The organism is Tenacibaculum sp. AHE14PA, from assembly GCF_019278465.1.
GTDB lineage: Bacteria > Bacteroidota > Bacteroidia > Flavobacteriales > Flavobacteriaceae > Polaribacter > Polaribacter bernardetii.
Window position 1 is genome coordinate 206588 of the sequence record NZ_CP058983.1, and the last position, 25290, is coordinate 231877.

25 protein-coding genes are annotated in these 25290 nt (G+C 29.8%); 13 read left to right on the forward strand and 12 right to left on the reverse strand.

Going from position 1 to position 25290, the window contains the following annotated elements; all coding sequences use genetic code 11:
• Window positions 1-3: 3 nt before the first annotated feature.
• The 3 genes from H0I30_RS00930 to H0I30_RS00940 all read right to left on the reverse strand — a co-directional run bounded on the left by H0I30_RS00930 (window position 4) and on the right by H0I30_RS00940 (window position 2378).
• Window positions 4-369, reverse strand: a complete 366-nt coding sequence (locus H0I30_RS00930) for a hypothetical protein (RefSeq protein ID WP_218772443.1) — start codon at window positions 367-369, stop codon at window positions 4-6.
• The gene (gene purB / locus H0I30_RS00935) at window positions 369-1712 is read right to left on the reverse strand and encodes an adenylosuccinate lyase (protein ID WP_218772444.1); all 1344 of its coding nucleotides are present in this window, start codon (window positions 1710-1712) and stop codon (window positions 369-371) included. The genes H0I30_RS00930 and purB overlap by 1 nt, the downstream gene beginning before the upstream one ends.
• Window positions 1713-1781: 69 nt before the next feature.
• Entirely contained in the window at window positions 1782-2378 is a 597-nt protein-coding gene (locus tag H0I30_RS00940; RefSeq protein WP_218772445.1) for a Crp/Fnr family transcriptional regulator, read from the reverse strand.
• 68 nt (window positions 2379-2446) lie between these two features.
• Here H0I30_RS00940 and H0I30_RS00945 point away from each other — a divergent pair, with 68 nt between their 5' ends.
• Window positions 2447-2845, forward strand: a complete 399-nt coding sequence (locus tag H0I30_RS00945) for a group III truncated hemoglobin (RefSeq protein ID WP_218772446.1) — start codon at window positions 2447-2449, stop codon at window positions 2843-2845.
• Here the strand turns inward: H0I30_RS00945 and H0I30_RS00950 are convergent.
• Window positions 2835-3173, reverse strand: coding sequence for a hypothetical protein (locus H0I30_RS00950; RefSeq protein ID WP_218772447.1), 339 nt, complete (start codon window positions 3171-3173; stop codon window positions 2835-2837). The genes H0I30_RS00945 and H0I30_RS00950 overlap by 11 nt on opposite strands.
• A 131-nt stretch (window positions 3174-3304) precedes the next feature.
• On the opposite strand from H0I30_RS00950, the gene H0I30_RS00955 reads away from it, so the two are divergent.
• The 7 genes from H0I30_RS00955 to H0I30_RS00980 all read left to right on the forward strand — a co-directional run bounded on the left by H0I30_RS00955 (window position 3305) and on the right by H0I30_RS00980 (window position 9619).
• On the forward strand, window positions 3305-5323 hold the full coding sequence (locus H0I30_RS00955) for a VWA domain-containing protein (protein ID WP_255554330.1): 2019 nt from the start codon (window positions 3305-3307) through the stop codon (window positions 5321-5323).
• A 129-nt stretch (window positions 5324-5452) separates the two neighbouring features.
• Window positions 5453-5635, forward strand: coding sequence for a CPXCG motif-containing cysteine-rich protein (locus H0I30_RS00960; protein WP_218772448.1), 183 nt, complete (start codon window positions 5453-5455; stop codon window positions 5633-5635).
• Window positions 5636-5638: 3 nt separating this feature from the next.
• Window positions 5639-6025 (forward strand): acyl-CoA thioesterase, encoded by a 387-nt coding sequence (locus H0I30_RS00965; protein WP_218772449.1) that lies wholly within the window; start codon window positions 5639-5641, stop codon window positions 6023-6025.
• 90 nt (window positions 6026-6115) lie between these two features.
• On the forward strand, window positions 6116-6418 hold the full coding sequence (locus H0I30_RS00970) for a hypothetical protein (RefSeq protein ID WP_218772450.1): 303 nt from the start codon (window positions 6116-6118) through the stop codon (window positions 6416-6418).
• A 103-nt stretch (window positions 6419-6521) separates the two neighbouring features.
• Window positions 6522-7691, forward strand: coding sequence for a TonB-dependent receptor (locus tag H0I30_RS13010; protein ID WP_255554329.1), 1170 nt, complete (start codon window positions 6522-6524; stop codon window positions 7689-7691).
• A 72-nt stretch (window positions 7692-7763) separates the two neighbouring features.
• Window positions 7764-8675, forward strand: coding sequence for a TonB-dependent receptor plug domain-containing protein (locus tag H0I30_RS13015; RefSeq protein ID WP_370624108.1), 912 nt, complete (start codon window positions 7764-7766; stop codon window positions 8673-8675).
• A gap of 107 nt (window positions 8676-8782) precedes the next feature.
• A complete protein-coding gene (locus tag H0I30_RS00980) occupies window positions 8783-9619 on the forward strand; it encodes a prohibitin family protein (protein WP_218772451.1) in 837 nt (278 codons plus the stop codon).
• Between the two features lie 71 nt (window positions 9620-9690).
• Here the strand turns inward: H0I30_RS00980 and H0I30_RS00985 are convergent, their stop codons facing one another.
• The gene (locus tag H0I30_RS00985; RefSeq protein WP_218772452.1) at window positions 9691-11544 is read right to left on the reverse strand and encodes a DEAD/DEAH box helicase; all 1854 of its coding nucleotides are present in this window, start codon (window positions 11542-11544) and stop codon (window positions 9691-9693) included.
• Window positions 11545-11716: 172 nt separating this feature from the next.
• Window positions 11717-13072, reverse strand: a complete 1356-nt coding sequence (locus H0I30_RS00990; RefSeq protein ID WP_218772453.1) for a hypothetical protein — start codon at window positions 13070-13072, stop codon at window positions 11717-11719.
• 180 nt (window positions 13073-13252) lie between these two features.
• Between H0I30_RS00990 and H0I30_RS00995 the strand changes: the two genes are divergently transcribed.
• The gene (locus H0I30_RS00995) at window positions 13253-14872 is read left to right on the forward strand and encodes an ABC-F family ATP-binding cassette domain-containing protein (protein WP_218772454.1); all 1620 of its coding nucleotides are present in this window, start codon (window positions 13253-13255) and stop codon (window positions 14870-14872) included.
• Window positions 14873-14929: 57 nt separating this feature from the next.
• Here the strand turns inward: H0I30_RS00995 and H0I30_RS01000 are convergent, their stop codons facing one another.
• From H0I30_RS01000 to H0I30_RS01010, 3 genes are read right to left on the reverse strand one after another with little or no spacing between them, the layout of a single operon-like run.
• Complete coding sequence (locus H0I30_RS01000; RefSeq protein WP_218772455.1) at window positions 14930-15478, reverse strand: RsmD family RNA methyltransferase; 549 nt, start codon at window positions 15476-15478, stop codon at window positions 14930-14932.
• Entirely contained in the window at window positions 15478-16338 is an 861-nt protein-coding gene (locus H0I30_RS01005) for a DUF3822 family protein (protein WP_370624106.1), read from the reverse strand. The genes H0I30_RS01000 and H0I30_RS01005 overlap by 1 nt, the downstream gene beginning before the upstream one ends.
• Window positions 16283-17017, reverse strand: a complete 735-nt coding sequence (locus H0I30_RS01010; protein ID WP_218772457.1) for a hypothetical protein — start codon at window positions 17015-17017, stop codon at window positions 16283-16285. The genes H0I30_RS01005 and H0I30_RS01010 overlap by 56 nt, the downstream gene beginning before the upstream one ends.
• A 101-nt stretch (window positions 17018-17118) precedes the next feature.
• Between H0I30_RS01010 and H0I30_RS01015 the strand changes: the two genes are divergently transcribed.
• The 3 genes from H0I30_RS01015 to H0I30_RS01025 all read left to right on the forward strand — a co-directional run bounded on the left by H0I30_RS01015 (window position 17119) and on the right by H0I30_RS01025 (window position 22074).
• A complete protein-coding gene (locus tag H0I30_RS01015) occupies window positions 17119-18546 on the forward strand; it encodes an ATP-dependent RecD-like DNA helicase (RefSeq protein ID WP_218772458.1) in 1428 nt (475 codons plus the stop codon).
• A 422-nt stretch (window positions 18547-18968) separates the two neighbouring features.
• Window positions 18969-19469, forward strand: coding sequence for an energy transducer TonB (locus tag H0I30_RS01020; RefSeq protein ID WP_218772459.1), 501 nt, complete (start codon window positions 18969-18971; stop codon window positions 19467-19469).
• Window positions 19470-19554: 85 nt separating this feature from the next.
• Window positions 19555-22074, forward strand: a complete 2520-nt coding sequence (locus H0I30_RS01025; RefSeq protein WP_218772460.1) for a PIG-L family deacetylase — start codon at window positions 19555-19557, stop codon at window positions 22072-22074.
• A 153-nt stretch (window positions 22075-22227) separates the two neighbouring features.
• Here H0I30_RS01025 and H0I30_RS01030 read toward each other — a convergent pair whose 3' ends face one another.
• The 3 genes from H0I30_RS01030 to H0I30_RS01040 are packed head-to-tail and all read right to left on the reverse strand — an operon-like array spanning window position 22228 to window position 24849.
• On the reverse strand, window positions 22228-23319 hold the full coding sequence (locus H0I30_RS01030) for a M42 family metallopeptidase (RefSeq protein ID WP_218772461.1): 1092 nt from the start codon (window positions 23317-23319) through the stop codon (window positions 22228-22230).
• A gap of 17 nt (window positions 23320-23336) precedes the next feature.
• The gene (locus H0I30_RS01035; RefSeq protein WP_218772462.1) at window positions 23337-24167 is read right to left on the reverse strand and encodes a 1-acyl-sn-glycerol-3-phosphate acyltransferase; all 831 of its coding nucleotides are present in this window, start codon (window positions 24165-24167) and stop codon (window positions 23337-23339) included.
• A gap of 52 nt (window positions 24168-24219) precedes the next feature.
• A complete protein-coding gene (locus tag H0I30_RS01040; RefSeq protein ID WP_218772463.1) occupies window positions 24220-24849 on the reverse strand; it encodes a CoA pyrophosphatase in 630 nt (209 codons plus the stop codon).
• Between the two features lie 103 nt (window positions 24850-24952).
• Between H0I30_RS01040 and H0I30_RS01045 the strand changes: the two genes are divergently transcribed.
• A complete protein-coding gene (locus H0I30_RS01045; RefSeq protein ID WP_218772464.1) occupies window positions 24953-25246 on the forward strand; it encodes a hypothetical protein in 294 nt (97 codons plus the stop codon).
• The last annotated feature ends 44 nt before the right edge of the window (window positions 25247-25290 follow it).

Genomic DNA, 25290 nt, shown 5'->3' on the forward strand with positions numbered 1-25290 from the left:
TTTTTATTTTATATATATGGTTCCTTTTTGTTTGTAATTTGAATAACCAATTTTTACAGTAAAATCGTAAGAGTTTTCTCTTACCTTATTGATTTGAACAAACATTGGATCTTTTTGTAAATCATTTTTTGGATTGATGTAACGCAACGTATAAAAAAAGTTATTCTTCCATTTTATAGAAAGAGTATCTATTTCATTGCCATATTTGCTAATTTGGATACTATCTTTTCTAATAATAGTTTCTTTAACAAAATCATCTGTAGCCTTAATTTCAAAAACTCCTTTTTTAAAACGCAATGAATTTCCTTCTTTTTCAGGAGTACAAGAAAATACTAAAAAAGTGACTAAAAAACTAAGTAAATACTTCATTAAATTCCGGTGTAATTAGCAGGTGTAATTGCTTTTAATTCTTCTTTAATTTCAACAGAAACTTCTAAAGTATCAATAAAATTAGCAATTGATTGTTTGTTTATTTTTTCGTTGGTACGTGTTAATCCTTTTAAAGCTTCATAAGGATTTGGATATGCTTCACGACGTAATATTGTTTGAATAGCTTCGGCTACAACAGCCCAATTATTTTCTAAATCTTCAGCAAACTTAGCTTCATTTAATAATAATTTATTCAATCCTTTTAAAGTAGCACCAAAGGCAATTAATGTATGACCAAAAGGAACACCTACGTTACGTAAAACCGTACTGTCTGTTAAATCTCGTTGTAATCTAGATATTGGAAGTTTTGCTGATAAATGCTCGAAAATAGCATTTGCAATTCCTAAGTTTCCTTCAGAATTTTCAAAATCAATCGGATTTACTTTGTGTGGCATTGCTGATGAACCAACTTCGCCTTCTTTTATTTTTTGTTTAAAATAATCGTTAGAAACGTATGTCCAAATATCACGATCTAAATCAATTAAAATAGTATTTACACGTTTTAAACCGTCATATAGAGCAGCCATATGATCATAATGCTCTATTTGAGTTGTTGGAAAAGAATGATGCAAACCTAAAATATCTTCCACAAAATGGGTTCCAAAGTTTTTCCAGTCGATATCTTTATACGCAACTTTGTGTGCATTAAAATTACCTGTAGCTCCACCAAATTTAGCGGCATGAGGTGTGTGTTGTATGTGTATTGCTTGGTTGTTAATACGCTCTACAAAAACAAAAAACTCTTTTCCTAAACGAGTAGGAGAAGCCGGTTGCCCATGTGTACGTGCTAGCATAGGGATATTATCCCATTCTTCGGCTAAATCTGCTAATTTAGATACTAAACCATCTAAAGCAGGATAATACACTTCTTCCATTGCATCTTTAATGGATAACGGAATAGCAGTGTTATTAATATCCTGAGAGGTTAATCCAAAGTGGATAAATTCTTTGTATTTCTGTAAATCTAAAGCATCAAATTTTTCTTTAATAAAATATTCAACCGCTTTTACATCATGATTTGTAACCGCTTCAATATCTTTTATTTTTTGAGCATCTTCGGTAGAGAAATCTTCATATATCTTACGTAAATTAGCATATAACTCATTATTAAAGTCAGCTAATTGTGGTAAAGGAATTTCACATAAAGCAATAAAATACTCTATTTCTACTTTTACTCGATATTTTATTAAAGCTTCTTCAGAAAAATAGTTGGCTAAATTGGCAACTTTATTACGGTATCTACCATCAATAGGAGAGATGGCATTTAATTGTGTTAAGTTCATGTTATGTTGTGTTGTAAGCTACAAAAATAGAGAATACTTATTTTATTTACGGCTATTGCTAGAGGAATTTTAACGATAAACTTTTCGTTTTAATATTTTAAGTTGTTTATCCTTCTCTAATGATTTAATTACTCGAATTACAGTTTCTACTCGTAAACCTAAAATATCTGCTATTTGTTGGCGTGTATAGTCAACTTTAAAAGTATAATCACCTGTTGTTTTATAAACATCATTTTTTAAATAATCTATAAAACGAAGTACTCTATGTGCAGGTTCTTGACTAGAAATTTCTGATGCTATAATTGCTTTGTAATACAATCTTTTAGCTAAGCTTTGCGTTATTTTTAAGTGAATTAAAGGGTTTTCTTGCAGTAATTTAAATAATTGTTCTTTAGAAATAACTAATATTATACTTTCGGAAATAGCTTCTGCACTAGCAGGATATTTTACATCAATAAATAAAGGTGGTTCACCAAAACTTTGGCCTTTATAAAAAACACCTTGAATAAATTCTTTTCCGGCATCATTATAATTGTTCATTTTTACAATGCCACTACTAATTTGATAATAATTAAAGGCTGTGTTATTCTCAGTAAAAATAACCTCTCCTTTTTTATAGTCTTTATAATGTGCGTTAAAATTGCGTAAAAGTTCTTCTGGTATCATTATGATTTAAGTCATAAATTGCAAGTGTATAAAGATATACTTTTGCTGTGAATAAAAATGTTTTTTAGATGGATAAAAAAGAAATAGAAAATAGAGAAGATGTGTATTTATTGGTATCAACTTTTTACAATAAAATTAAAAAAGATGATTTTATAGGACCTATTTTTTTAGAGTCAATTCCCCAAGAAAAATGGGAGCCTCACTTGCAAAAGTTAACTGATTTTTGGGAAACAAATCTTTTTTTTGTTAGGAATTTTAAAGGAAATCCGATGAAAGCACATAAGGATTTAGATCGCAATTTTAACCACACTATTTCTCAAGAGCATTTTGGTAGATGGTTGCAATTGTGGTTCGAAACTTTAGATGCTCTTTTTGTAGGAACCAAAGTAAACGAAGCAAAAGAAAGAGCAAGGAATATTGCATCGATGCTCTTTTTTAGAATGTTTGACGCGAAACCTAAAGTATAAGCTGATAAATTATCAGCGCTATATTTGCTAAAACAGCAAAAAAGAATGACCAAACTACTGTTTTTAAAGAACGCTGACTTATAGCTACTGCATTTGCGCCCATAGCAGAAATACAAGTAATTACCAAAGCAAATAAATTTACTTCTCCATGAACAGCCAATGCTGCAGAAAAAGAAGCAATCATACTACTAGCCATTAATAAAACTATTGAAATTACAAAAGCGTTGCTTTCTTCTTGTGCGATTTTACTATTTATAACACTTATAAAATTAAATTTAGAAAACTTAAAAGTTGTGTTGTTTACGAATAATTGCTCTGTTGTTACCATGCCTAATTTATTTTATTACAAAGTTACATGCCAATTGGTTATTTGTTTTATGACCTAAATCATAAAGTAAAAAGAAGTTTGATTCATTTTATTTGATAGTTTTTTTATCTTCACAATCTAAAATACTTTTGTTGGAAACTAGAACCCTTATTTATATTATCATCGCAATTTTGTTAAGCATTGCTATTGCTTTTTTTCAATATTTCTACAAAGCGAAAAATAATTCTAAAATAAACATCTTACTGTTTTTTTTAAAAGCAACGAGTTTTTTTTTATTGATTTTATTATTTATAAATCCCCAAATAGAAACGATAGAAAAAGTAAATAATAAACCTATTTTATCTGTTTTGGCTGATAATTCACTTTCTATAAAATATTTTAAAGAGGATAAAAAAGTAGCATCTATTTTAAAAAAAATACAAGAACATAAACAATTACAAGATAAATTTAATGTTCAGCTTTTTTCTTTTGGAGCTAAAATTGTTGTTTTAGATAGTTTGTCTTTTTCAGAAACTCAAACAGATATTTCACAAGCAATAAAATCGGTTAACGAATTAAATAAAAATACGTTAAATGCAAGTATTTTAATTAGTGATGGAAATCAAACTACGGGTAATGATTATGAATATATAAATGCTAAAAGTAAAATATATCCAATAGTAGTTGGTGATACCACTTTGTATCAAGATTTACAAATATCACAGTTAAACGTTAATAAATATAGTTATATAAAAAATAAATTTCCTGTAGAAGCCATGCTTTATTATGAAGGAAAGGAAAAAGTAAGTGCAACTTTTTCAATTTCTAATGGCGGAAAAAAAGTGTTTTCAAAAAGACTTCAATTTTCTCCTTCAAATCCTGTACAAACGGTTTTAACAAATTTAACTTCGGATAAAAAAGGAATTCAATATTATAGTAGCGCAATTAGTAAAATAGAAAACGAGAAAAACACCAAAAATAATTACCAAAAATTTTCGGTAGAAGTTATAGATGAGCAAACGAAAGTATTGGTTTTAAGCTCGTTTTTACACCCTGATTTAGGTGCTATAAAAAAAGCAATAGAAAGTAATAAGCAACGCAAAGTAACAATTGCTTTAATTAATGATAAAAAAATCAATTATGCTGATTATCAGTTTTTTGTTTTTTATCAACCTAATAGTTATTTTAAAAAAGTATTTGAAAAAATACCTTCTAATTATTTGGTGATTTCAGGAACAAAAACAGATTGGAGATTTTTAAATACACAGCAATTAGGATTTACCAAAGATGCAATCAATCAAACAGAAAATTATTTAGCGATTTATAACACCGATTTTTTAACTTTTTTACAAAAGGATATTGGTTTTAACGAATTTCCGCCTTTGCGAGATAAATTCGGAACAGTTGACTTAACAAATGATGCTCAAACATTACTGTATCAAAAATTTGCGGGAGTAGAAACTAAACAACCATTATTAACAACGATTGAAAAAAACGATAAAAAGCATGCTGTTTTATTTGGTGAAGGAATTTGGAAATGGAGAGCTGCTAGTTTTTTAAAAGAACAAAACTTTGAAACGTTTGATGCTTTTTTAGGAAATTTAGTGCAGTATTTAGCATCAAATAAAAAAAGAAAAAGATTAGAGGTTAAAAGCGAGAATTTATACACCGCAAATACGCCAATAAATATATCGGCTTTTTATGTTGATAAAAATTATCAGTTTGATAATAGAGCTTCGTTAGAATTAACAGTAACAAATACTAAAACAAAGAGTAAGAAGGTAATTCCGTTTTCGTTAATAAATAATTCATATCAAGTATCGGTAGAAGGTCTTTTAGCAGGTGAATATTCATATAAAGTTTCGGTAGCAAATCAGAATATAAATAGCTTTGGTAAATTTAAAATAACCGATTATCAAATAGAAGAACAGTTTACAAATGCAAATCATAAAAAACTAAATTCATTAGCTGTAAAAACGAAAGGAAAATTATTTTATACTGATAAAATAGAAAATTTACTACAAGAATTAACAACAGATACTTCTTATTATACTGTTCAGAAATCTAGTACTAAAAATCAAAATTTAATAGATTGGAAATGGGTGTTGTTTTTAACCATTACTTTATTCTCTTTAGAATGGTTTATCAGAAAATATTATGGTAAAATTTAAAAAACAAATAGGTTTTATTCGTTTAAAGAGTAATAGTTTCTGAACTTTGTAAAAAGTTATCAAAAAAGATTTTTTTTTAAAAATGTTTTTTGATAACGTATAGAAAACAATATGAAAAACGAACTTTAAATGACTTTAGAACATTTTTTTCAATGCCCATATTGTTGGGAAACAATTTCTATGATTTTAGATGCAAGTGCTTCTCAAACCTATATAGAAGATTGCGAAACTTGTTGTAATCCAATACAGTTAACAATTCATTTTGAAAATAATAACCTAACCGCTTTTGAAGCGATTAACATAGAACAATAAAATATGAAATTTCATACAAGAAAGTGGATAAAGCCAGAAGATTTAAATCCTAACGGAACTTTATTTGGAGGCCGTTTATTACAATGGATTGACGAAGAGGTAGCTTTATATGCTATTATTCAATTAGAAATTCCTAAAACGGTAACAAAATTTATGTCAGAAATAGATTTTGTAAGCTCAGCAAAACAAGGAGATATTATCGAAATTGGTATAGAAGTTGAAAAATTTGGTAACTCTTCTATTACCTTAAACTGTGAAGTGCGTAATAAAATTACTCACAAAACAATTATAGCAATCGACAAAATTATAATGGTTAGTTTAGATGATGCTGGAAACCCTTTTGCACATGGAAAGACAAAAGTAGAGTATGCTAAAGACAGGTTAAAATAATAAACCTGTCTATTTTTTTTATACTTTTGTATTTCATAAGTCTATGATTTGAAAAATATTATCATCCTTATATTAATAGTATTGTTGTTTGTGCCACCGGTGCAAGCTCATGCTGATGCTGTGATTTTTGATGATAATAATGCAACAGAAGTTCATGTTGATATAATGGATGAAGCACATTTAAATAAGCATCATCAAAATGATACAGACGAAGAAAAAAATACAGAACACCACCATCACTGTGTTTCTTTAGTAATATCGAGTGCTATAATTAATTCGGAATTTAAAATTCGGTTTATTAAATATTTTCAAGTAAAAAAGAAAAATCACTTCCACAAAGTTCTAAATACATCTGGCTATTTAGATCAACTTTTTCAGCCTCCTAGAGTTTAATTAATTATATTTTTTTTCAATTTTATTGAAAAAAACACATCTTTTTACATAAAAAGATGTCTAACTACACACCTACAATTATAATTAATTAAATCATTTAAAAATGATAAAAAATATAGTTTTAACCATATCTCTATGGTTATTTGCGATAAATATAATCGCGCAGAATTCAATTACGATTAAAGTAACTTCAGATGAAAAAGATCCTTTGCCAGGAGCTTCAGTATTTATAAAAAACACAAAAATAGGTAGCGAAACTAATTTAGATGGATTAGCAACTATAAATAATATTCCCTCAGGTAAACAAACATTTATAATATCTTTTATAAGTTTTACAACAGTAGAGAAGGTAATTCAATTCCCAACCTTAAACAAACAACTAACTATCCAACTTCATGAAGATGAAGAGTCTTTAGAGGAAGTTGTAATTCAGTCTACAAGGAGTAAACGAAGTATTGCTGAATTACCAACACGTATTGAAGTTATTTCATCAGAAGAACTAGGGGAAAAAGCAATTATGAACTCGGCAAATATAGCTATGGTTCTGCGTGAAAGTACAGGAATACAAATGCAACAAACTTCGGCCAACTCCGCAAACCAATCTATAAGAATACAAGGGCTGGATGGACGTTTTACGCAGTTGTTAAAAGATGGATTTCCGCTGTTTGGAGGTTTTTCAAGCGGATTGAGCATTATGCAAATTCCACCTTTAGATTTAAAACAAGTTGAAATAATAAAAGGAAGCTCATCTACATTATATGGTGGTGGCGCAATTGCAGGTTTGGTTAATTTAGTGTCAAAAAAACCAACGCTATTACCAGAAGTTAGTTTAATGTTCGATCAAACATCTCGCAACGGAAGTACTTTAAATGCTTTTTATAGTCAACGATTTGATAAATTTGGACTTTCATTATACGGCTCTGCTAATCATCAAAATGCTACGGATGTAAATAATGATCATTTTACTGATATACCCAAAGTAAGAAGTGTTAGCTTTAATCCTTCTTTTTTTTATTATCCAAATGAAAAAGAACAATTACGGTTAAGTTTAAACGCATCAGTTGAAAAAAGAACCGGAGGAGATATTGACGCTATAGACAATAATACTTCACCTGAACATAACTTCTTTGAAGAAAATAAAACACAACGTTATGCATCTCAATTAACATATAGCAATGATATTTCTGAAGATAAAACACTAACATTTAAAAATAGTATAAGTTATTTTAAACGTGATTTAAGTTTACCTACATTTCAATTTGATGGAAGTTAAATAGCAACGTTTACAGAAGGAACGTACAATTTATATAAGGATAAATCTGATTGGGTTTTTGGAGGTAATATTATCACCGAAAATTTTAAAGAAGATAAACCTACAAATATAGATCGTAGTTATAATCAATTTACCTTTGGTGGTTTTGCTCAAAATAATTGGAAGTTTACTGAGAACATGACTTTAGAAAGTGGTCTTAGAGCTGATTATAATAATAACTACGGAACTTTTGTATTACCTCGATTATCATTATTTATAAAATATAATGATGCCGTTTCAAGTAGAATAGGGGGAGGATTAGGTTATAAAATACCAACTATTTTTACCGAAGATGCTGAGTTGCGTTCATATCAAAATGTAATGCCAATAAACGTTATTGATTTTAAAGCAGAAACCTCTATAGGTTTTAATGCTGATGTGAATTATAAAACCAGAATATTTAATGATAATATTTCAATGTCATTTAATCAATTAGTTTTTTATACTCAGTTAAAAAACTCGCTTTTATTACAACAAACCGGAATTAATTATGAGTTTGTAAATGCTACAAGTACGTTAAATAGTTATGGAGCAGAAACTAATTTAAAGTTTAAATACAGAGATTTTATACTGTTTACAAATTACGCATATAATAATGTAGAATTGAATGATACACAAAAAGCATTAACACCCAAACATAGTATTGGTAGTATTTTAATGTATGAAGTACACGATAAATGGCGAATTGGTTATGAAGCGTATTATAAAAGTTCACAGTTACGAAATGATTTAACTGCTACACCAAATTACTGGACAATGGGGTTTATGGTAATGCGTACTTTTGGGAAAGTTAGTTTATATACAAATTTTGAGAATTTTACAGATACCAAACAGCAAAATTATCAATCAATGGTAAAGGCACCACATAACAATCCAATTTTTACTGATATTTGGGCACCTACAGATGGATTTGTTTTTAATACAGGGATTTTAATTAAATTATAAAAAATACGAATCATAATTACCAAAAACAGAGTTATCAGACTATATTAAGGTAATTGTGATTAATTCTGTACATTTGAATATAATAATTATAAATTTTAATCATAGAAATGAGTAACAATAGACAATTAGATTTACAATTACCAAAAGGCGGTATTCTTTTAGGTGTTTTAGCAGTAATCGTAATTATTGCTTTTACAAAAGCAACCGTAACTATTAAATCAGGTCAAGCAGGTGTTTTGTATAGAACTTTTGGAGGCGGAGTAGTAACAGACGAACCACCAATGGGTGAGGGGTTTCAGATTGTATCGCCTTGGAACAAAGTTTTTATTTACGAAGTGCGTCAACAAGAAATATATGAAAAAATGCAAGTTTTATCATCAAACGGATTAGAAATTCAATTAGAAGCTTCTATTTGGTTTCAACCACAATCTGATAAAATAGGTTCTCTACATCAAGAAAAAGGAGAGAATTATGTTTCTAGAGTTATACAGCCAGCTATTCGTTCGGCAGCTCGTAGTGTTGTTGGTCGTTATACACCTGAGCAATTATATTCTAGTAAAAGAGATATAATTCAAACTGAAATTTTTGATGAAACAAAAAAGATTTTAGACAAGCAGTACATTCAATTAAACGAAGTTTTGGTAAGAGATGTAACATTGCCTCCTACAATTAAAACTGCTATTGAACGTAAGTTAAAGCAAGAACAAGAATCTTTAGAGTATGAATTTAGATTAGTTACTGCCCAAAAAGAAGCAGAGAAACAGATTATTGAAGCAAAGGGTAAAGCTGATGCAAATAAAATTTTAAGTGCTTCTTTAACTGATAAAATCTTACAGGATAAAGGTATTGAAGCTACTTTAAAGTTATCTCAGTCAACAAACAGTAAAGTGGTATTGATTGGAGCAGGTAAAAGCGGAATGCCAATTATTTTAGGAGATCAATAATTTTTATTAAAACTTAAGCAAAAAAAAGCAACTCATAATGAGTTGCTTTTTTAATATATAAGATTCTTTGCTTAGTCTCTTTTACGCTTTCTTCCAAAACCAGCAGAAGCATTACCGTCACCACTGCTTCTTCTTGGAGAAGAACTACTATCGCTACTACGTCTTCTAGAATCGCTTCTGTTAGAAGATTCCCCTCTACTAGAATCACTTCTTCTACTAGAGCTTCTTGGTCCTCTATCATTTCCACCGCTTCTTCTTTTGCCACTGAATCCACCACCGCCACCACGAGGTTTTCTTCCGCCTCCACCGCCACCGCGATTAGATTTAGTAATTTCAATATTTACAGTACGTCCGTTAAAGTCAGCGTCATTTGCTCCAAAAGCATCTAATGTTTCTTTTTCAAAGTTTTTATCAATTTCAAAGAAAGAGAAAGTATCTAAAATATCAATCGCTCCGATTTCTATTTTATCTGCAATTTTTTGATCGTTTATTAATCCGATTAATGCAGCAGGATTTAATTTGTCTTTTCTACCTAAGTTGATAAAGAAACGAGTCATGTTTTCATCATTAGATCTAGCTCTAGAACTATCTCTATTAGAAACATCGTTTAAATCGTCAGACTTGTTGTAGTAAGATAAAAATTTATTGAATTCTAATGAAACGAATTTCTGAACTAATTCTTCTCTAGATAAATCTTCTAATTTTTCATAGATACTAGGTAAGAATTCTTCAATTTGTTCCGTATTAACTTCAGTAGCTTTAACCTTTTCAATTAAGTGCATTAATTGATTTTGGCAAATTTCTTTACCTGTAGGTACTTTTTTAGATTCAAATTTCTTTTTGATGATACGCTCAATAGAACGTAATCTACCTTTCTCTTTGTTATTTACTAATACTACAGAGATACCTTTACTACCAGCTCTACCTGTTCTACCACTACGGTGATTGTAGTTTTCTATTTGGTCTGGTAATTTATGGTTAATAACGTGTGTTAAATCGTTAACATCAATTCCACGAGCAGCAACATCAGTTGCAACTAAAATTTGGATAGTTTTCTTACGGAATTTACCCATAACGCTATCTCTTTGTTGTTGAGATAAATCTCCATGTAAAGAATCTGCGCTATAACCATCTTTTATTAAGTTATTGGCTACTTCTTGTGTTTCTCTTCTTGTTCTACAGAAAATAATTGCGTAAATATCAGTATTTACATCTGCAATTCTTTTTAATGCTTGGTATCGAGTTCTTTCGTTTACTACATAGTATTCGTGAGTAACGTTATCTGAACCTTGATTTTTTTCTCCTGATGTAATTTCAACAGGATTATCCATATAATTTCTAGCAATAGCTTCTACTTCTCTAGGAAAAGTTGCTGAAAATAATAAAGTTTGTTTTGTTTCAGGAGTTGCGTCTAATACTTTATCAAGTTCGTCTTTGAACCCCATGTTAAGCATTTCATCTGCTTCATCTAAAACTAACCATTTTACGTTTCCTAATCTTAAAGCTCTACGATTTATTAAATCGACAGTTCTACCAGGCGTTCCCACAACTATTTGTGCACCTCTTTTTAAACCTCTAATTTGCTCTTCGATATTAGAACCACCATATACAGTAACCACTTTTAAGTCTGGTATGTATTTAGCGAATTCTTTAATGTTGTTTCCTATCTGAACTGCAAGTTCACGAGTAGGAGATAAGATAATAGCTTGTGTGTTTTTATCTGAGTAGTCTATTTGCTCGATAATTGGTAAACTAAAAGCAGCTGTTTTTCCTGTACCTGTTTGGGCGAATGCTTTTAAATCTGCCGTAGATGAAATAATTTGTGGAATTGCTTTTTCTTGAATTACAGTAGGCTTTTCGTAACCTAAATCTGTTAATGCTTTGTTGATAGGCTCTTTTAAACCTAAATCTAAAAATGTTGACATATATACGTCTGTGTTCTTTTTAGATTCACAGACGCCAGTATCTGTAAACCTGATTCTTAATTTGGACAATAGATTATATGGCTAATAATCTGGTAGTTAATAATCTAAATTTCATTTTATTTCGAAAATAAAATCCCGCAAAGGTATGATAAATTAAATAGATTATAGAAGATTATTTGTTTTTTTGTAAATTACCCACTTCTACATTAATTCTTTTTGATGATAAACTAGTGTATCCGTTTGTTATAATACCTTTACTATCAATTAAAACAACACGCGGAAACTTGCTAGTAGAAAACTCACACAAGCTGCTTTTTTTGGGTAATGTGTATTGGTGTTTAATATCTATGTTTTTGGTATATCTTTTAGATGATGTACATAAATTAACTACAACAAAATTAACATCTGGGTTGTTTCTTATAAGGTAATTAGTACGAGAAGCAATCCATTCATCAGATGCATGTTTGTAGTCTTTAAATAAAATAACAGTATTCTTGTTACTTACTATTTTAGAAATATTCTTTTCTTCTCCTTTAGCGTTCACTAAATTAAATGAAGGTAATTTATCACCTGTGTTTAATAATTTTAGATCGTTAATTAAGCGTTGTACATTTTTTTTCTGATCAATACTAGTATTTAATTTAAAGAAAGTAAAAAATGCTTGGTCGTTATTTTTTTGACTAGGCTCTTTAAAAAAGCGACGCATAACGGTGTTATATAGTAACTTGTTTTTTATTTCTTCTGAAGTAATATTTGCGTCTATGCTATAAAGTAAATCAACAGTAAAGTTTTCTGATTTTTCTTTCTTAAGATATACATCATTGTATAACTTATCCATCATATATTTATAATATGGTTCGTAAAAAATTAAAGAGTCTTTCTTAGTGTTGATGTTATTGCGATAATCAAAATAAGAATCAATTAAAGGAATAGACTTTTTATTATTATAATTATAAATAGCATATTCTTCTAAATTGGTATAAATAGGATACAGCATCGTAATGTTTAGTATTTCTAAAAAATCACTAGAAACATCATCTGTATTGTTTTTGTAAGTGTTAATAATATTCTCCTTAACTCTTTTTATAGAATCTGCTTTTTTTATAAAATTTTCTTGTATTAGGTTCTGATGTTTAGAAAAATATTTATCATCTATTTCTGTTTGTAAGAATGATTCTATTAAGATGTTATTTCTTTCGGCGTTTTTACCGCTAAAAACAAGCGACTCATCAAAGCTCCAAGTATTTAACCTAAAAAGCAAACTGTCATTAGCCTCTAGATATACATATTGATGTTCTGGCCCGTGACCAAACATGTATAATCCATCTTTAAACTTTTTAAAAGTGCCTAAAAAGCTATTGTCTTTTTTCAAATAAATAGTGTCGTTAAAACCATAATTATCAGATAAAGTTACATAGCTAGATTTTGGGTTTATAATCTTACCTCCAAAATAAGTGTTTTTTGGGGTTTCCGATTCATTACAACCAATGAATAAAATTAATATAAAAGGTATTAAATACTTAATCATATCTTGTTTTTCTCTTTATAAAGAAATAATGCTCAAAAATAAACATCTCTGTATAATCTAGTTGTTAATTAGCTGTTAAAAGAATTAAAAGCGCCAAAAGTATGATGTTAAATTTATCCTTGCAAATTCTTTTTAAGTCAGTATATTTTATACTTTTGCAGCCAATTTAAAAAGTCATAAATGTTATCAGTATCTAATTTATCAGTTCAGTTTGGTAAGCGTATTTTATTTGATGAAGTAAACACAAAGTTTACTCAAGGAAATTGCTACGGTGTTATCGGAGCAAACGGAGCAGGGAAATCTACTTTTTTAAAGATAATATCAGGAGTGCAAGAACCAACATCTGGTCAGGTTCATTTAGAATCAGGTAAAAGAATGTCGGTTTTAACTCAAGATCACTATGCTTTTGATGAGTATACTACTTTAGAAGCTGTTTTAATGGGGAATAAAGAGTTGCATAAAATTAAGACAGAAATAGATGCTTTATATGCAGATTATACTGATGAAAATGCAGAAAAAATAGGGGAGTTACAAGTTCGTTTTGAAGAAATGGATGGTTGGAATGCCGATGCTGCTGCTGCAACTTTATTATCGAATTTAGGTATTAAAGAAGAAGATCATTATACTTTATTGGCAGATTTAGAATCTAAAAAGAAAGTACGTATCTTATTAGCTCAAGCATTATTTGGTAACCCGGATGTGCTGATAATGGATGAACCTACCAACGATTTAGATTTTGAAACAATTGCTTGGTTAGAAAATTTTTTAGCTAATTTTGATAATACGGTAATCGTTGTATCGCATGACCGTCACTTTTTAGATGCTGTTTGTACACATATTTCTGATATCGATTTTGCAAAAATAAATCACTTTTCAGGTAACTATACTTTCTGGTATGAATCTAGTCAGTTAGCAGCGAAACAAAGAGCACAACAAAATAAAAAGGCAGAAGATAAGAAGAAGGAATTAGAAGAATTTATTCGTCGTTTTTCTGCAAACATGGCAAAATCTAAACAAGCTACTTCTCGTAAGAAGATGATAGATAAGTTAAATGTTGATGAAATTAAACCTTCTAGTCGTCGCTACCCAGCTATTATATTTGATAGAGATAGAGAGGCAGGAGATCAGATATTAAATATAGAAGGATTAACTAAAAACTTTGAAGGAAGTCCATTATTTGCCAATGTTGACATTAACTTAAACAAAGGAGATAAAGTTGCAATTATTTCAAAGAATTCTAAAGCAGTATCTACTTTTTATGAAATTATTTCAGGAAATGAAGAAGCAGACTCAGGAAAGTATAATTGGGGAGTAACAACGACACAATCTTATTTGCCAGCAGATAATTCATCATTTTTTCAAAACGGCGAATTAGATTTAGTAGATTGGTTACGTCAGTATGCACAGACAGAAGAGGAAAGAGAAGAAGTGTTTTTAAGAGGGTTTTTAGGTAAAATGATTTTTTCAGGAGAGGAAGCATTAAAGAAAAGTAATGTGCTTTCTGGAGGAGAAAAAGTTCGTTGTATGTTGTCTCGTATGATGATGACAAGAGCTAATATTCTTTTATTAGATGAACCAACAAACCACTTAGATTTAGAATCTATTCAATCATTAAACAACTCTTTAATTAACTTTAAAGGAACCATATTGTTTTCTACTCATGATCACGAGTTTGCACAAACAGTAGCAAACCGAGTTATTGAAATAACACCAAAAGGAGTGATTGATAAATACGCAACTTTCGATGATTATTTATCTGATCCTAAGGTTAAGGAATTAAGAAAGAAAATGTATTCTTAATAGATATATTATCACATAAAAAAAGGAAGCTAATTAATTAGCTTCCTTTTTTTATGTTTACTCTTCTGTTTCTGTTTCAAAAAAACTAAAAACATTACCACCGTAACGTTTGTCGTAACTATGTTTTGGATGTTTTGTTAAATCGGTGTGTTTAGAGTGTTCTATAATTAAAGTTCCTTCTTCACTTAAAAGTTGACGATCAAAAACAAGATCAGCAATTTTTAAAAACTGCTCTTCTTCAAAGTCATATGGAGGATCTGCAAAAATAACATCCGATTTTATAGTTGTTTTTTCTAAAAACTTATATACATCGCTTTTGTAGGTGCTTATATCAAAATCTAACTCTTTAGCGGTTTCGTTAATGAATTTTATACAGCCAAAATGAGCATCAACAGCGTGTATTGTTAAGGTTCCGCGAGAAGCAAACTCATAACTGATATTACCAGTACCTGCAAAAAGATCTAATACAGCGATACTATCAAAATAATAATTGTTGTTTAAGATGTTAAATAACGATTCTTTAGCCATGTCGGTCGTAGGACGAACAGGTAATTTTTTCGGAGCAGAAAGTCGTCTGCTTTTATACTTTCCTGATATAATTCTCATTAGTGTACTAAGATGAAATTAGAATGATTAGAAAACTCTTCACTATCTGTAAAAAAGTTTAAGATAGGTTTTAAAAAATGAATATTACGTACGTAATTAAAGGTAATCGTATAAAGGTCTGACTGTTTTTCAATATTACCTAAGAAAGTTAATTGAAATTTATCAGGATCCATTTGTAATTGTTCTGCTACAAATAAAATGTAATATAAAAAATCTTCTTTTGTAGCGTAAGAAAATGAATTATGTAAAATTAAAATGCCTTGCTGGCAAACAACAATATCTAATTGATTAGGAGATACGTGTACGAAAAATTGTTTTTCAGAATCTTCTTTAGAGTAGTTTAATAACTTATCTATTAAAATAGTTGAGTGATGTTTATATTCGAATTCTCCGAAATTTTGAAACAGATAATTATTGATGTTTACATAAGGAATGTATACCGTATTGGCTTCCATCATATCTAAAGCATCATATGTAATAAAATCTGTTGTTAAGGTTTTAACGGTGTATTTTAAATAAGATTCTAAATAACTTCTATCAAAATATTCGTTGGGTACAAGTGTTGCTAAGTTATTTTGATGAATAGCAAATACACTTTTAAAGTCTTGCTGTAAATCTTTATCAGTAGCAAAAATACTAATAACTTTATCTAATAAATATTCAGGAGAAGTCAATGAAGCCTCAAATATATATTCGGTAAATAAAATTGTTTCTCTTGTATCTGAATTAGAGATACAAAAAGAAAATCCATCCAAACTAAATTGGATGGATAGATTTTTATTTTGCGTTATTACGCTAGTTTTTTTAGTCTTCTTTAACAACGGCTTCACCTTTATCGTAAGAAGGAGGCCAGTTACCACCAGTAGTTACTTCATCTAAAGAACCAACAGAAACATAAGCACCTTTAATTTGATCAGTTTCTAAAGCTTCTAATTCTTGTTTCACTAAAGAAGTACTCATACCTTTTAAGATAGCTGTTTTATCTGCTTTAACTTCAAAAACAGGAACTAATAATCCGGCAACTTTTTCAACTTCACCAGTAGCTATTTCAAACTGCTTGTCTGTTCCAGGAACATTAAACATACCTTTATAGTCTTCACCTTCAAAATATTTTGCTACAGGTTCGTACCCTATAGTATCAACTTGTTTTTTAGAAACAGTAATAAAAATACCACCACCTCTATCAACTTTCTCTTCGATGTTTTTAGTTTCAATTAAAGCTAATTGACCGTTTTCAATAAAGTTAATTAAAGAATCTTTACTGTTAGTATAAGTTCTATAAACCTCTTTATATTTAACTTCAGCATCACGAATTAATTTTAAATTCTTAATAACCTTAGCAAAACGTACTTCTTTTTCTTTAGCAAAATGAATAGGTTCCATGATACCTCCATAAATTTTAACCACTAAGAGAACAGTAGCTGCTAATAATAAAATAGAGACTAACCATCTCATTTTCAATGGCACAAACTTAACTATAATTACAGCTAAAAGAATTGCAACTACAACAGCTGCTAAAATCATTAATAATAAATTCATTTTTTTTGTTTTAATATATGATATACGCAAATCTACAATTTTTTTTCAATCATGAAAATTTTTATCTATAAATACATTTATCTTTGGCTATTATTTAAAATATGATAGAATCAGCACCTAAGTTTTATAAAGAAATTCTCGAGAAATTTCCGTACCAACCCACTCAGAAGCAAAATGAGTTATTAGATAAGTTAACAGACTTTTTGTTTGACACTAATAGCAACGCTTTGTTTTTATTAAAAGGATATGCCGGTACGGGTAAAACAACGATAATTAGTACCGTAGTTAATAATTTATGGAAAGCCGGTAAAAAGGCTGTTCTTTTAGCACCTACAGGTAGGGCAGCAAAAGTAATTTCTGGTTATTCTAAAAAGCAAGCCTTTACAATACACAAAAAAATTTACTTTCCTAAAAAAGAAGGTAATGGGGGTGTTAGCTTTGTGATGCAGCCTAATAAGCATATTAACACGGTTTTTATAGTTGATGAGGCTTCAATGATATCAGATGCTCGTCAAAACTCTAAACTGTTTGAAAACGGCTCTTTATTAGATGATTTAATATCTTTTGTGTACTCGGGTAAAAACTGTAAAATTGTTTTTATAGGAGATACAGCACAGTTGCCACCGGTTAAATTAACAATGAGCCCTGCTTTAGAGGCAGATAAACTTTCTTTTGATTTTAATAAAGATGTTACCGAAATTGAGTTAGATGAAGTAGTGCGTCAGCAACAAAATTCAGGAATATTAGCTAATGCAACTGATTTACGTTTATTAATACAAAATAATGTTACCGACTTTAAGTTTGATATAAATTATCTAGATATCATCAGGCTAGAAGACAGTTACGACATACAGGATGCTATTACACAGGCGTACGATGGTGATATTGGGGTAGAAGATACCGCTTTTATTGTACGATCAAATAAAAGAGCTAATCAATACAACGATCAAATTAGAACTAAAATCCGTGGTCAAGAAAATGAGATTTCTACAGGAGATTATGTAATGATTGTTAAGAACAATTACTTTTGGTTAAAAGACTCTTCTTCCGCAGGTTTTATAGCAAATGGTGATATCTGTGAAGTGATGCGAATTAGTAATATAAAAGAATTATACGGATTTAAATTTGCTGAAGTAGAGGTTCGTATGATTGATTATCCTGATATGAGTCCTTTTGAAACAGTATTACTTTTAGATACACTTTCTAGTGAAAGTCCTTCTTTAAGCTATGAAGAATCAAATAAGTTATACCAAGCTGTAAAAGAAGATTTTGCTGATGAAAAATCGAAATATAAGCAGTTTATGGGCGTAAAAAATAATAAATACTTTAATGCGCTTCAGGTAAAGTTTTCTTACGCGATGACTTGTCATAAATCACAAGGTGGACAATGGAATACCGTTTTTATTGAGCAGCCTTATTTGCCTGACGGACCAAGTGTTGAGTATTTACGTTGGTTATATACTGCAGTTACCAGAGCGCAAGATAAATTATATTTAATAGGCTTTAAAGACGATTGCTTTTTAGAGTAAATAATTGTTTTTTAATAAAATACGCTTTAAATCATTAAAAAAGGTTTTCATCTATACATATAAGATCGTTTATCGAAAAACAAACTGAAGATGCTTGTGTTATTGATACATTTATAATATATGAATGTAAATTTTTTAGCATGAAAAATATAACATTAGCATTATTAGTCTTTTTTACTCAAGTAGTTATCGCTCAGTAAGTTTGTGAAGACAAAGTTGAGTCGAACTACGTAGATTTAAATAGTATATCTGTAAAAAAATGTGAAAACAAATCATCTAGAGCTGTTATTCAAAACTCAGAAACAACATCAAAAACATTTAGCAAAAGATATTTAAAGAAAAGAAGATCTAGTAATAGGGTAAAAAATCCATTAAATAAAACAATACTTAAGGTAGCTAAAAGTGAAATAGAAAATCTTGTAATGCTAATTAATGAGCCTAAAGTTATTTCTAATAAAGAAAAGTTAATTAGAAACAGTGTGAAAAGTATAGCTTTAGTTGCGAATAAAGTTAATAACGAGTTAATTCAATCAGAATTGAAAGTTAAAGAAGATATTAACTTAACTAATTTTAAAAGAACAGTTTCTTTTGCGGAAGTATCAAATGTACCTTCATTTCCAATGCCAAATAATAATATTTCTTTTAATCAAAGAATGGCTGAACATATTAAAGTTCAATTAAAGTACCCAGAACAAGCATTAGTAAATAATATTGAAGGCTCTGTTTTAGTTAATTTTATAATTAATACTAGCGGAGAAGTAATAAACATTAAAGCTTCAAGTAATGAAATAAGTAATAATATTTTGGAAAAAGAAGCTATCAGGATCATAAAAACCCTTCCAAAGTTTATTCCAGGAAAACATAATGGTAAAAAAGTGAATGTTTCTTATGGATTTCCTATACTTTTTTCAATGGACTATTAAATTATAATTTTTGCATACAATTAACATATTATAAATTTTTTTAGTACTAAAAAAAGTACATTTGTTGTTCAATTAAATCTTTATAATGTTTAAAAGAGCACTTTCTATTATTGGTATTTTTTGTATTTCAACGACAATAAATGCTCAAAAACCTCAAAAATTAAATTCTAATCAGATTTTTGAGAAAATTCAAAAATTAAACTTTTTAGGTTCTGCATTATATATTGCAGCGCATCCAGATGATGAAAATACCCGTTTAATCGCTTATTTATCAAACCATGAAAAAGCAAGAACAGGTTATTTATCATTAACTCGTGGTGATGGAGGTCAGAATTTAATTGGCTCAGAAATGAGAGAATTATTAGGCGTAATTCGTACGCAAGAGTTATTAGCAGCCAGAAGAGTCGACGGAGGAGAACAGCGTTTTACTAGAGCTAACGATTTTGGGTATTCTAAACATCCGGATGAAACTTTAAAAATTTGGAATAAAGAGGAAGTCTTAGCAGATGTAGTTTGGGCTATCAGAACTTTTAAGCCAGATGTAATTATAAATCGTTTTAATCACAGAACTCCAGGTACCACACATGGTCATCATACTTCATCGGCAATTTTAAGTATGGAAGCTTTTGATTTAGCAAATGATAAAACAAAATATGCTAGTCAGCTTAAAAATACCAGTATTTGGCAACCACAACGCTTATTTTTTAACACTTCTTGGTGGTTTTATGGTAGTCAAGAAAAGTTCGATAAAGCAGATAAAAGCAAGATGCTAAGTTTTGATATTGGTGCTTATTATCCGTTAAAAGGCTTGTCAAACAACGAATTGGCATCTATGGCTAGTAGCCAACACTTATGTCAAGGTTTTGGTCGTCTAACAACTCGTGGAAGTCAAACCGAATATGTTGAATTTTTAAAAGGTGATTTTCCAAAGGATAAAAAAGATATTTTTTCTGGTATAAATACTACGTGGAACAGAGTAGAAGGCGGAGGCGAAATTGGTGATATTTTATATGAAATTGAAAAGAATTTCGATTTTGTAAATCCTTCAAAGCATTTACCTGAATTAATGAAAGCTTATAAGTTGGTTCAGAACTTAAAAGATGCACATTGGAAAAACATAAAAACAACAGAATTACAAGAGGTAATTAAAGCTAGTGCAGGTTTGTATTTAGAAGCTTCTGCAAACAAATCTAGCACCACGTCAAATAGTAATTTTGAAGTTAATTTTGAAGCGTTAAATAGAAGTGTTAATTCAATAGAATTAGTATCTATTAAAACATTACCTAACGAAAATATAATTGCTAAAAATTTAGCATTAGCACCCAATGTAAAGCAAAATTTTAAAGAAAATATTGCGATTAAAAACATTGGTTATTCATCTCCTTATTGGTTAACAAAACCATGGGATTTAGGAATGTATACTGTTGATAACAAAAAACTAATAGGAAATCCGGAAAGCGAAAGACCTATTAACATCGTTTATAATTTGATTATTGAAAATGAACCGATATCATTTAAAATTCCGGTTGTTTACAGGTATTCTAAAAGCGATAAAGGCGAAATTTATGAACCTTTTGAGGTGTTGCCTAAAGTAACGACTAAATTAAAAAGTAAGGTTATTATTTTTTCTGATGATGTTTCTCAAAAAGTGTCTTTAGAGGTTCGTTCTGGAGATAAAAATGTAATAGGAAGTGTTTCTTTACAGGTTCCTAATGGGTGGCAGGTTTCTCCTAAAACAGCTGATTTTAATATCGAACAAAAAGGAGATAAACAAATAGTATATTTTAAAGTTACGCCACCAAAAAATCAATCAGAAGAAGTTTTAAAGGCAATAGCAACAATTGGTAACGAAACATATAGTAAAGAGTTGATCGAAATTAATTACGATCACATTCCTAAACAATCTATTTTATTACCATCACAAGCAAAGCTTGTTCGTTTAAACATTAAAAAAAGAGGAGATAAAATAGGCTATATTCAAGGCTCAGGAGATGCAATTCCAGAGAGTTTACGTCAAATAGGGTATGAGGTAACAGAAATAAATCCTAAAGATATAAATGATAAAAATTTACAAGATTTTGATGCTATTGTTCTAGGAATTCGTGCATATAATACCTTGCCAGAATTACAGTTTAAGCAAAAATATTTGCTAGAATTTGTAAAGAAAGGAGGAAATATGATTGTACAGTATAACACGAATAGAAGAGTAGACGTAAAAGCACCGTTTGAGTTGAAATTATCGAGAGACAGGGTAACAGATGAGGATGCAAAAGTTACTTTATTAGCCAAAGAACATTCTATTTTAAATTACCCGAATAAAGTTACTGAAGCTGATTTTAAAGGTTGGGTTCAAGAACGTGGATTGTATTTTCCGAATCAATGGAGTAAAGAGTACACTCCGATATTATTAATGAATGATAAAGGAGAAACAGCTAAAGAAGGTAGTTTATTAATTGCTAAATACGGAAAAGGAAATTATATATACACCGGCTTAAGTTTCTTTAGAGAATTACCTGTAGGAGTTTCAGGAGCGTATAAATTATTTGCAAATATGTTATCTGTAGGCAAAGAGAATGACGTAAAACAAAAAGAAATGAAGCTGTAAAATAGTATAGTTATACAACTATAAAAAACCTCGAAAACATATTGTTTTCGAGGTTTTTTTTGATATAAAGATGTCATTCCGATGAAGCATGAAGAAGGAGTCTCTTTTTTGAAGTAGAGATTGCTTCGCTACGTTCGCAATAAAACTTATAGCTTATTTAAAATATGAAAAATCTTCTCCGTCTTCAATTTTTAATAAACTTTCGTAAATCATTTTAATTACATTTTCAACATCATCTCTATGAACCATTTCAACCGTTGTATGCATATAACGTAATGGTAAAGAAATTAACGCAGAAGCGACACCACCGTTACTGTATGCAAAAGCATCGGTATCTGTGCCGGTAGCTCTTGATAATGCAGAACGTTGAAAAGGAATATTGTTAGCCTCAGCAGCATCAATAATCAAATCACGTAACTTTTGTTGCACAGCAGGAGCATAAGCAATTACCGGTCCTTTTCCTATTTCTAAAAGTCCCGCTTTCTTTTCCTCGATCATAGGTGTAGTCGTATCGTGGGTAACATCAGTAACGATTGCTACATTTGGCTTGATTGTTTGAGCAATCATTTCAGCACCACGTAAACCTATTTCTTCTTGTACAGAGTTTGTAATGTATAATCCGAAAGGTAATTCCTTTTTGTTTTCTTTTAATAAACGAGCAACTTCAGCAATCATGAATCCACCCATTCTGTTATCTAAAGCACGACACACAAATTTGTCTCCATTTAAAATATGAAATTCATCTGGATACGTAATTACACAACCAACATGCACTCCTAATTTTTCAACTTCTTTTTTAGTAGCACAACCTGTATCTATAAAAATATTGTCAGGCTTTGGAGGTTCTTCATTTGCTTTATTACGAGTATGAATTGCTGGCCATCCAAAAACACCTTTTACGATGCCGTTTTTAGTATGAATATTAACAATTTTACTTGGTGCTATTTGATGATCTGAACCACCGTTACGAATCACGTAAATTAATCCGTCATCAGAAATATAGTTTACATACCATGAGATTTCATCAGCATGTCCTTCAATAACTACTTTGTATTTAGCATCTGGATTAATTACTCCAACAGCCGACCCGTAAGTATCTGTAATAAATTCATCAACATAAGGCTTAAGGTAATCCATCCAAATTTTCTGTCCTTCCCATTCATATCCAGTTGGAGCAGCATTATTTAAATATTTAGTTAAGAAATCGATTGATTTATCGTTTAAGATTGATTTATTTTTAGTCATAAATTGTAATGTTATAATTATTCCTCTTCTTCTTTGTAAGAGTCAGCTCCCCAAAAACGTCGTTTTTCACGGTATTCTTGCTCTTGTTTAATTTGTTCTGGAGTTAGTACTTTTAAAAATGATGGATGCTGTTCTATAGCATATTCTATTTTTTCAACAATACTAGCTACATCTTCAGTTTCATGATCAAACTTTAAAGGCTCTTTTATAACCATTGATTGTAAAACATTTCGTTTTTTAATTAACAATCCTTTTTTATCAAAAGAACGTCTAAAACCATCTATTACAATAGGAACAACAATTGGGTTGTACGTTTTTATAATATGAGCTGTACCGCGTCTAATAGGTTTAAAAGGCGTTGTTGTTCCTTGCGGAAAAGTAATAACCCAACCATCGTCTAAGGCTTTACCTATGTTTGAAATATCAGACATTTTTACCTGTCTCTTAACATCTTTTCCTTCACTTCTCCAGGTTCTTTCTACAGAAACTGAACCTACATATGCAAATATTTTAGGAAGTATACCTGATCTCATAGTTTCACCTGCAGCAACATAATATAAGTTTAATTTAGGGTTCCATAAATAACCTACGTTTCTAATATTATCATCACGCCCTTTTAAAGCAGCATTAAATACATGAAACATAGAAGCTACATCCGCAAAGTAAGTTTGATGGTTAGAAATGAATAATACATTTTTGTCAGGAAGATTCCGAAGAATATCCATTCCTTCAATTTGTAAATTATTAAATTTACGATAACGACCATGAGAAATAACGCCTAAAACTTGTATTAGAAAGCGTTTTATGAATAAAATATGTCCGAATGGATTCCTTTTAAATAAAGGCATTTGTAATTATTTTTTTAGTGTAAGAGCTAAATTACAAAAGAAATAGAAAACATTACTGTTTAAATAAATCTTTAATTTCTGAAAGCATCATTGCTGTAGCTCCCCAAACGATATAACCATTTAGTTTAAAGCACGGTACGTCTATGTTTTTCATATATGAAGTTTCCATTTCAATAGAGCTTAAATTATTTTCATCTAATAAATCGCTCATTAAAACTTCAATAATACCTTCAACCTCGTAGTTAGGTGTAAAAAGTGGTTGTTTTTTGGTTATGCCAATAAACGGAGCAACTAGAAAATTACTAGGAGGTATGTAAGAATCAGAAAGTTGCTTTACAATTTTTATATCATCAGAAATAACACCTACTTCTTCGAATGTTTCCCTTAAAGCAGTTGCTTTAAAGTTGATGTCATCTTTATCTGTTTTACCACCCGGAAAACTTATTTGAGCTGAATGTTTTCCTTTATATTTTGCTCTTTGTGTTAATAAAAACCGTGTTTCATTATTTTTATCAGGATAAAATAATGCCAAAACAGCAGCTCTTTTTGGCTTTTTACTGTCTATTAATTCTTGAGGAAATTGTGTTCTTAACTTTGGAGCAAGTTTAAGTTGAGAAGCCAAGCCTCCTAAAGGTTTGTTCTTAAATTCTTCTAATTGACTTATGAAATCAGAGAAAATCATTCGTTTTTAGTATTTTAGAGCAAACATATTAATTTACAGAGTTAAAAATCAAAAATTTTGGCTTGAATTTTGATTTGTTACAAACAGAATTAATTTTTTATAAATGGATAAAAAAAATAAATATAAAAACTTAGGGTTAAGTTTATTGTTTGATGCAATAGGACTTGTATCATATATAATACCTGGTGTAGGTGAATTACTAGATGTAGTATGGGCGCCGATTGCTGCGTATTTAATGACTAAAATGTATAAAGGAGGTAAAGGTAAAATTGCAGCAGGTGTTACTCTGGTAGAAGAAGCAATGCCTGGTTTAGATGTGATACCAACTTTTACACTTATGTGGTTGTTTACATATGTATTTGCTTCTGATAAATCTAAAAGTACAATCGATATTTAGAACCTGTATTTTTTAAGCATAAAAAAGGGAAGCATTTAGCTTCC

Coding starts and splice junctions, on each gene's coding strand:
- H0I30_RS00930 (WP_218772443.1), bottom strand. CDS start 369: ATGAAGTATTTACTTAGTTTTTTAGTCACTTTTTTAGTATTTTCTTGT.
- purB (WP_218772444.1), bottom strand. CDS start 1,712: ATGAACTTAACACAATTAAATGCCATCTCTCCTATTGATGGTAGATAC.
- H0I30_RS00940 (WP_218772445.1), bottom strand. CDS start 2,378: ATGATACCAGAAGAACTTTTACGCAATTTTAACGCACATTATAAAGAC.
- H0I30_RS00945 (WP_218772446.1), top strand. CDS start 2,447: ATGGATAAAAAAGAAATAGAAAATAGAGAAGATGTGTATTTATTGGTA.
- H0I30_RS00950 (WP_218772447.1), bottom strand. CDS start 3,173: ATGGTAACAACAGAGCAATTATTCGTAAACAACACAACTTTTAAGTTT.
- H0I30_RS00960 (WP_218772448.1), top strand. CDS start 5,453: ATGACTTTAGAACATTTTTTTCAATGCCCATATTGTTGGGAAACAATT.
- H0I30_RS00965 (WP_218772449.1), top strand. CDS start 5,639: ATGAAATTTCATACAAGAAAGTGGATAAAGCCAGAAGATTTAAATCCT.
- H0I30_RS13010 (WP_255554329.1), top strand. CDS start 6,522: ATGATAAAAAATATAGTTTTAACCATATCTCTATGGTTATTTGCGATA.
- H0I30_RS00980 (WP_218772451.1), top strand. CDS start 8,783: ATGAGTAACAATAGACAATTAGATTTACAATTACCAAAAGGCGGTATT.
- H0I30_RS00985 (WP_218772452.1), bottom strand. CDS start 11,544: ATGTCAACATTTTTAGATTTAGGTTTAAAAGAGCCTATCAACAAAGCA.
- H0I30_RS00990 (WP_218772453.1), bottom strand. CDS start 13,072: ATGATTAAGTATTTAATACCTTTTATATTAATTTTATTCATTGGTTGT.
- H0I30_RS00995 (WP_218772454.1), top strand. CDS start 13,253: ATGTTATCAGTATCTAATTTATCAGTTCAGTTTGGTAAGCGTATTTTA.
- H0I30_RS01000 (WP_218772455.1), bottom strand. CDS start 15,478: ATGAGAATTATATCAGGAAAGTATAAAAGCAGACGACTTTCTGCTCCG.
- H0I30_RS01010 (WP_218772457.1), bottom strand. CDS start 17,017: ATGAATTTATTATTAATGATTTTAGCAGCTGTTGTAGTTGCAATTCTT.
- H0I30_RS01015 (WP_218772458.1), top strand. CDS start 17,119: ATGATAGAATCAGCACCTAAGTTTTATAAAGAAATTCTCGAGAAATTT.
- H0I30_RS01020 (WP_218772459.1), top strand. CDS start 18,969: ATGCTAATTAATGAGCCTAAAGTTATTTCTAATAAAGAAAAGTTAATT.
- H0I30_RS01025 (WP_218772460.1), top strand. CDS start 19,555: ATGTTTAAAAGAGCACTTTCTATTATTGGTATTTTTTGTATTTCAACG.
- H0I30_RS01030 (WP_218772461.1), bottom strand. CDS start 23,319: ATGACTAAAAATAAATCAATCTTAAACGATAAATCAATCGATTTCTTA.
- H0I30_RS01035 (WP_218772462.1), bottom strand. CDS start 24,167: ATGCCTTTATTTAAAAGGAATCCATTCGGACATATTTTATTCATAAAA.
- H0I30_RS01040 (WP_218772463.1), bottom strand. CDS start 24,849: ATGATTTTCTCTGATTTCATAAGTCAATTAGAAGAATTTAAGAACAAA.
- H0I30_RS01045 (WP_218772464.1), top strand. CDS start 24,953: ATGGATAAAAAAAATAAATATAAAAACTTAGGGTTAAGTTTATTGTTT.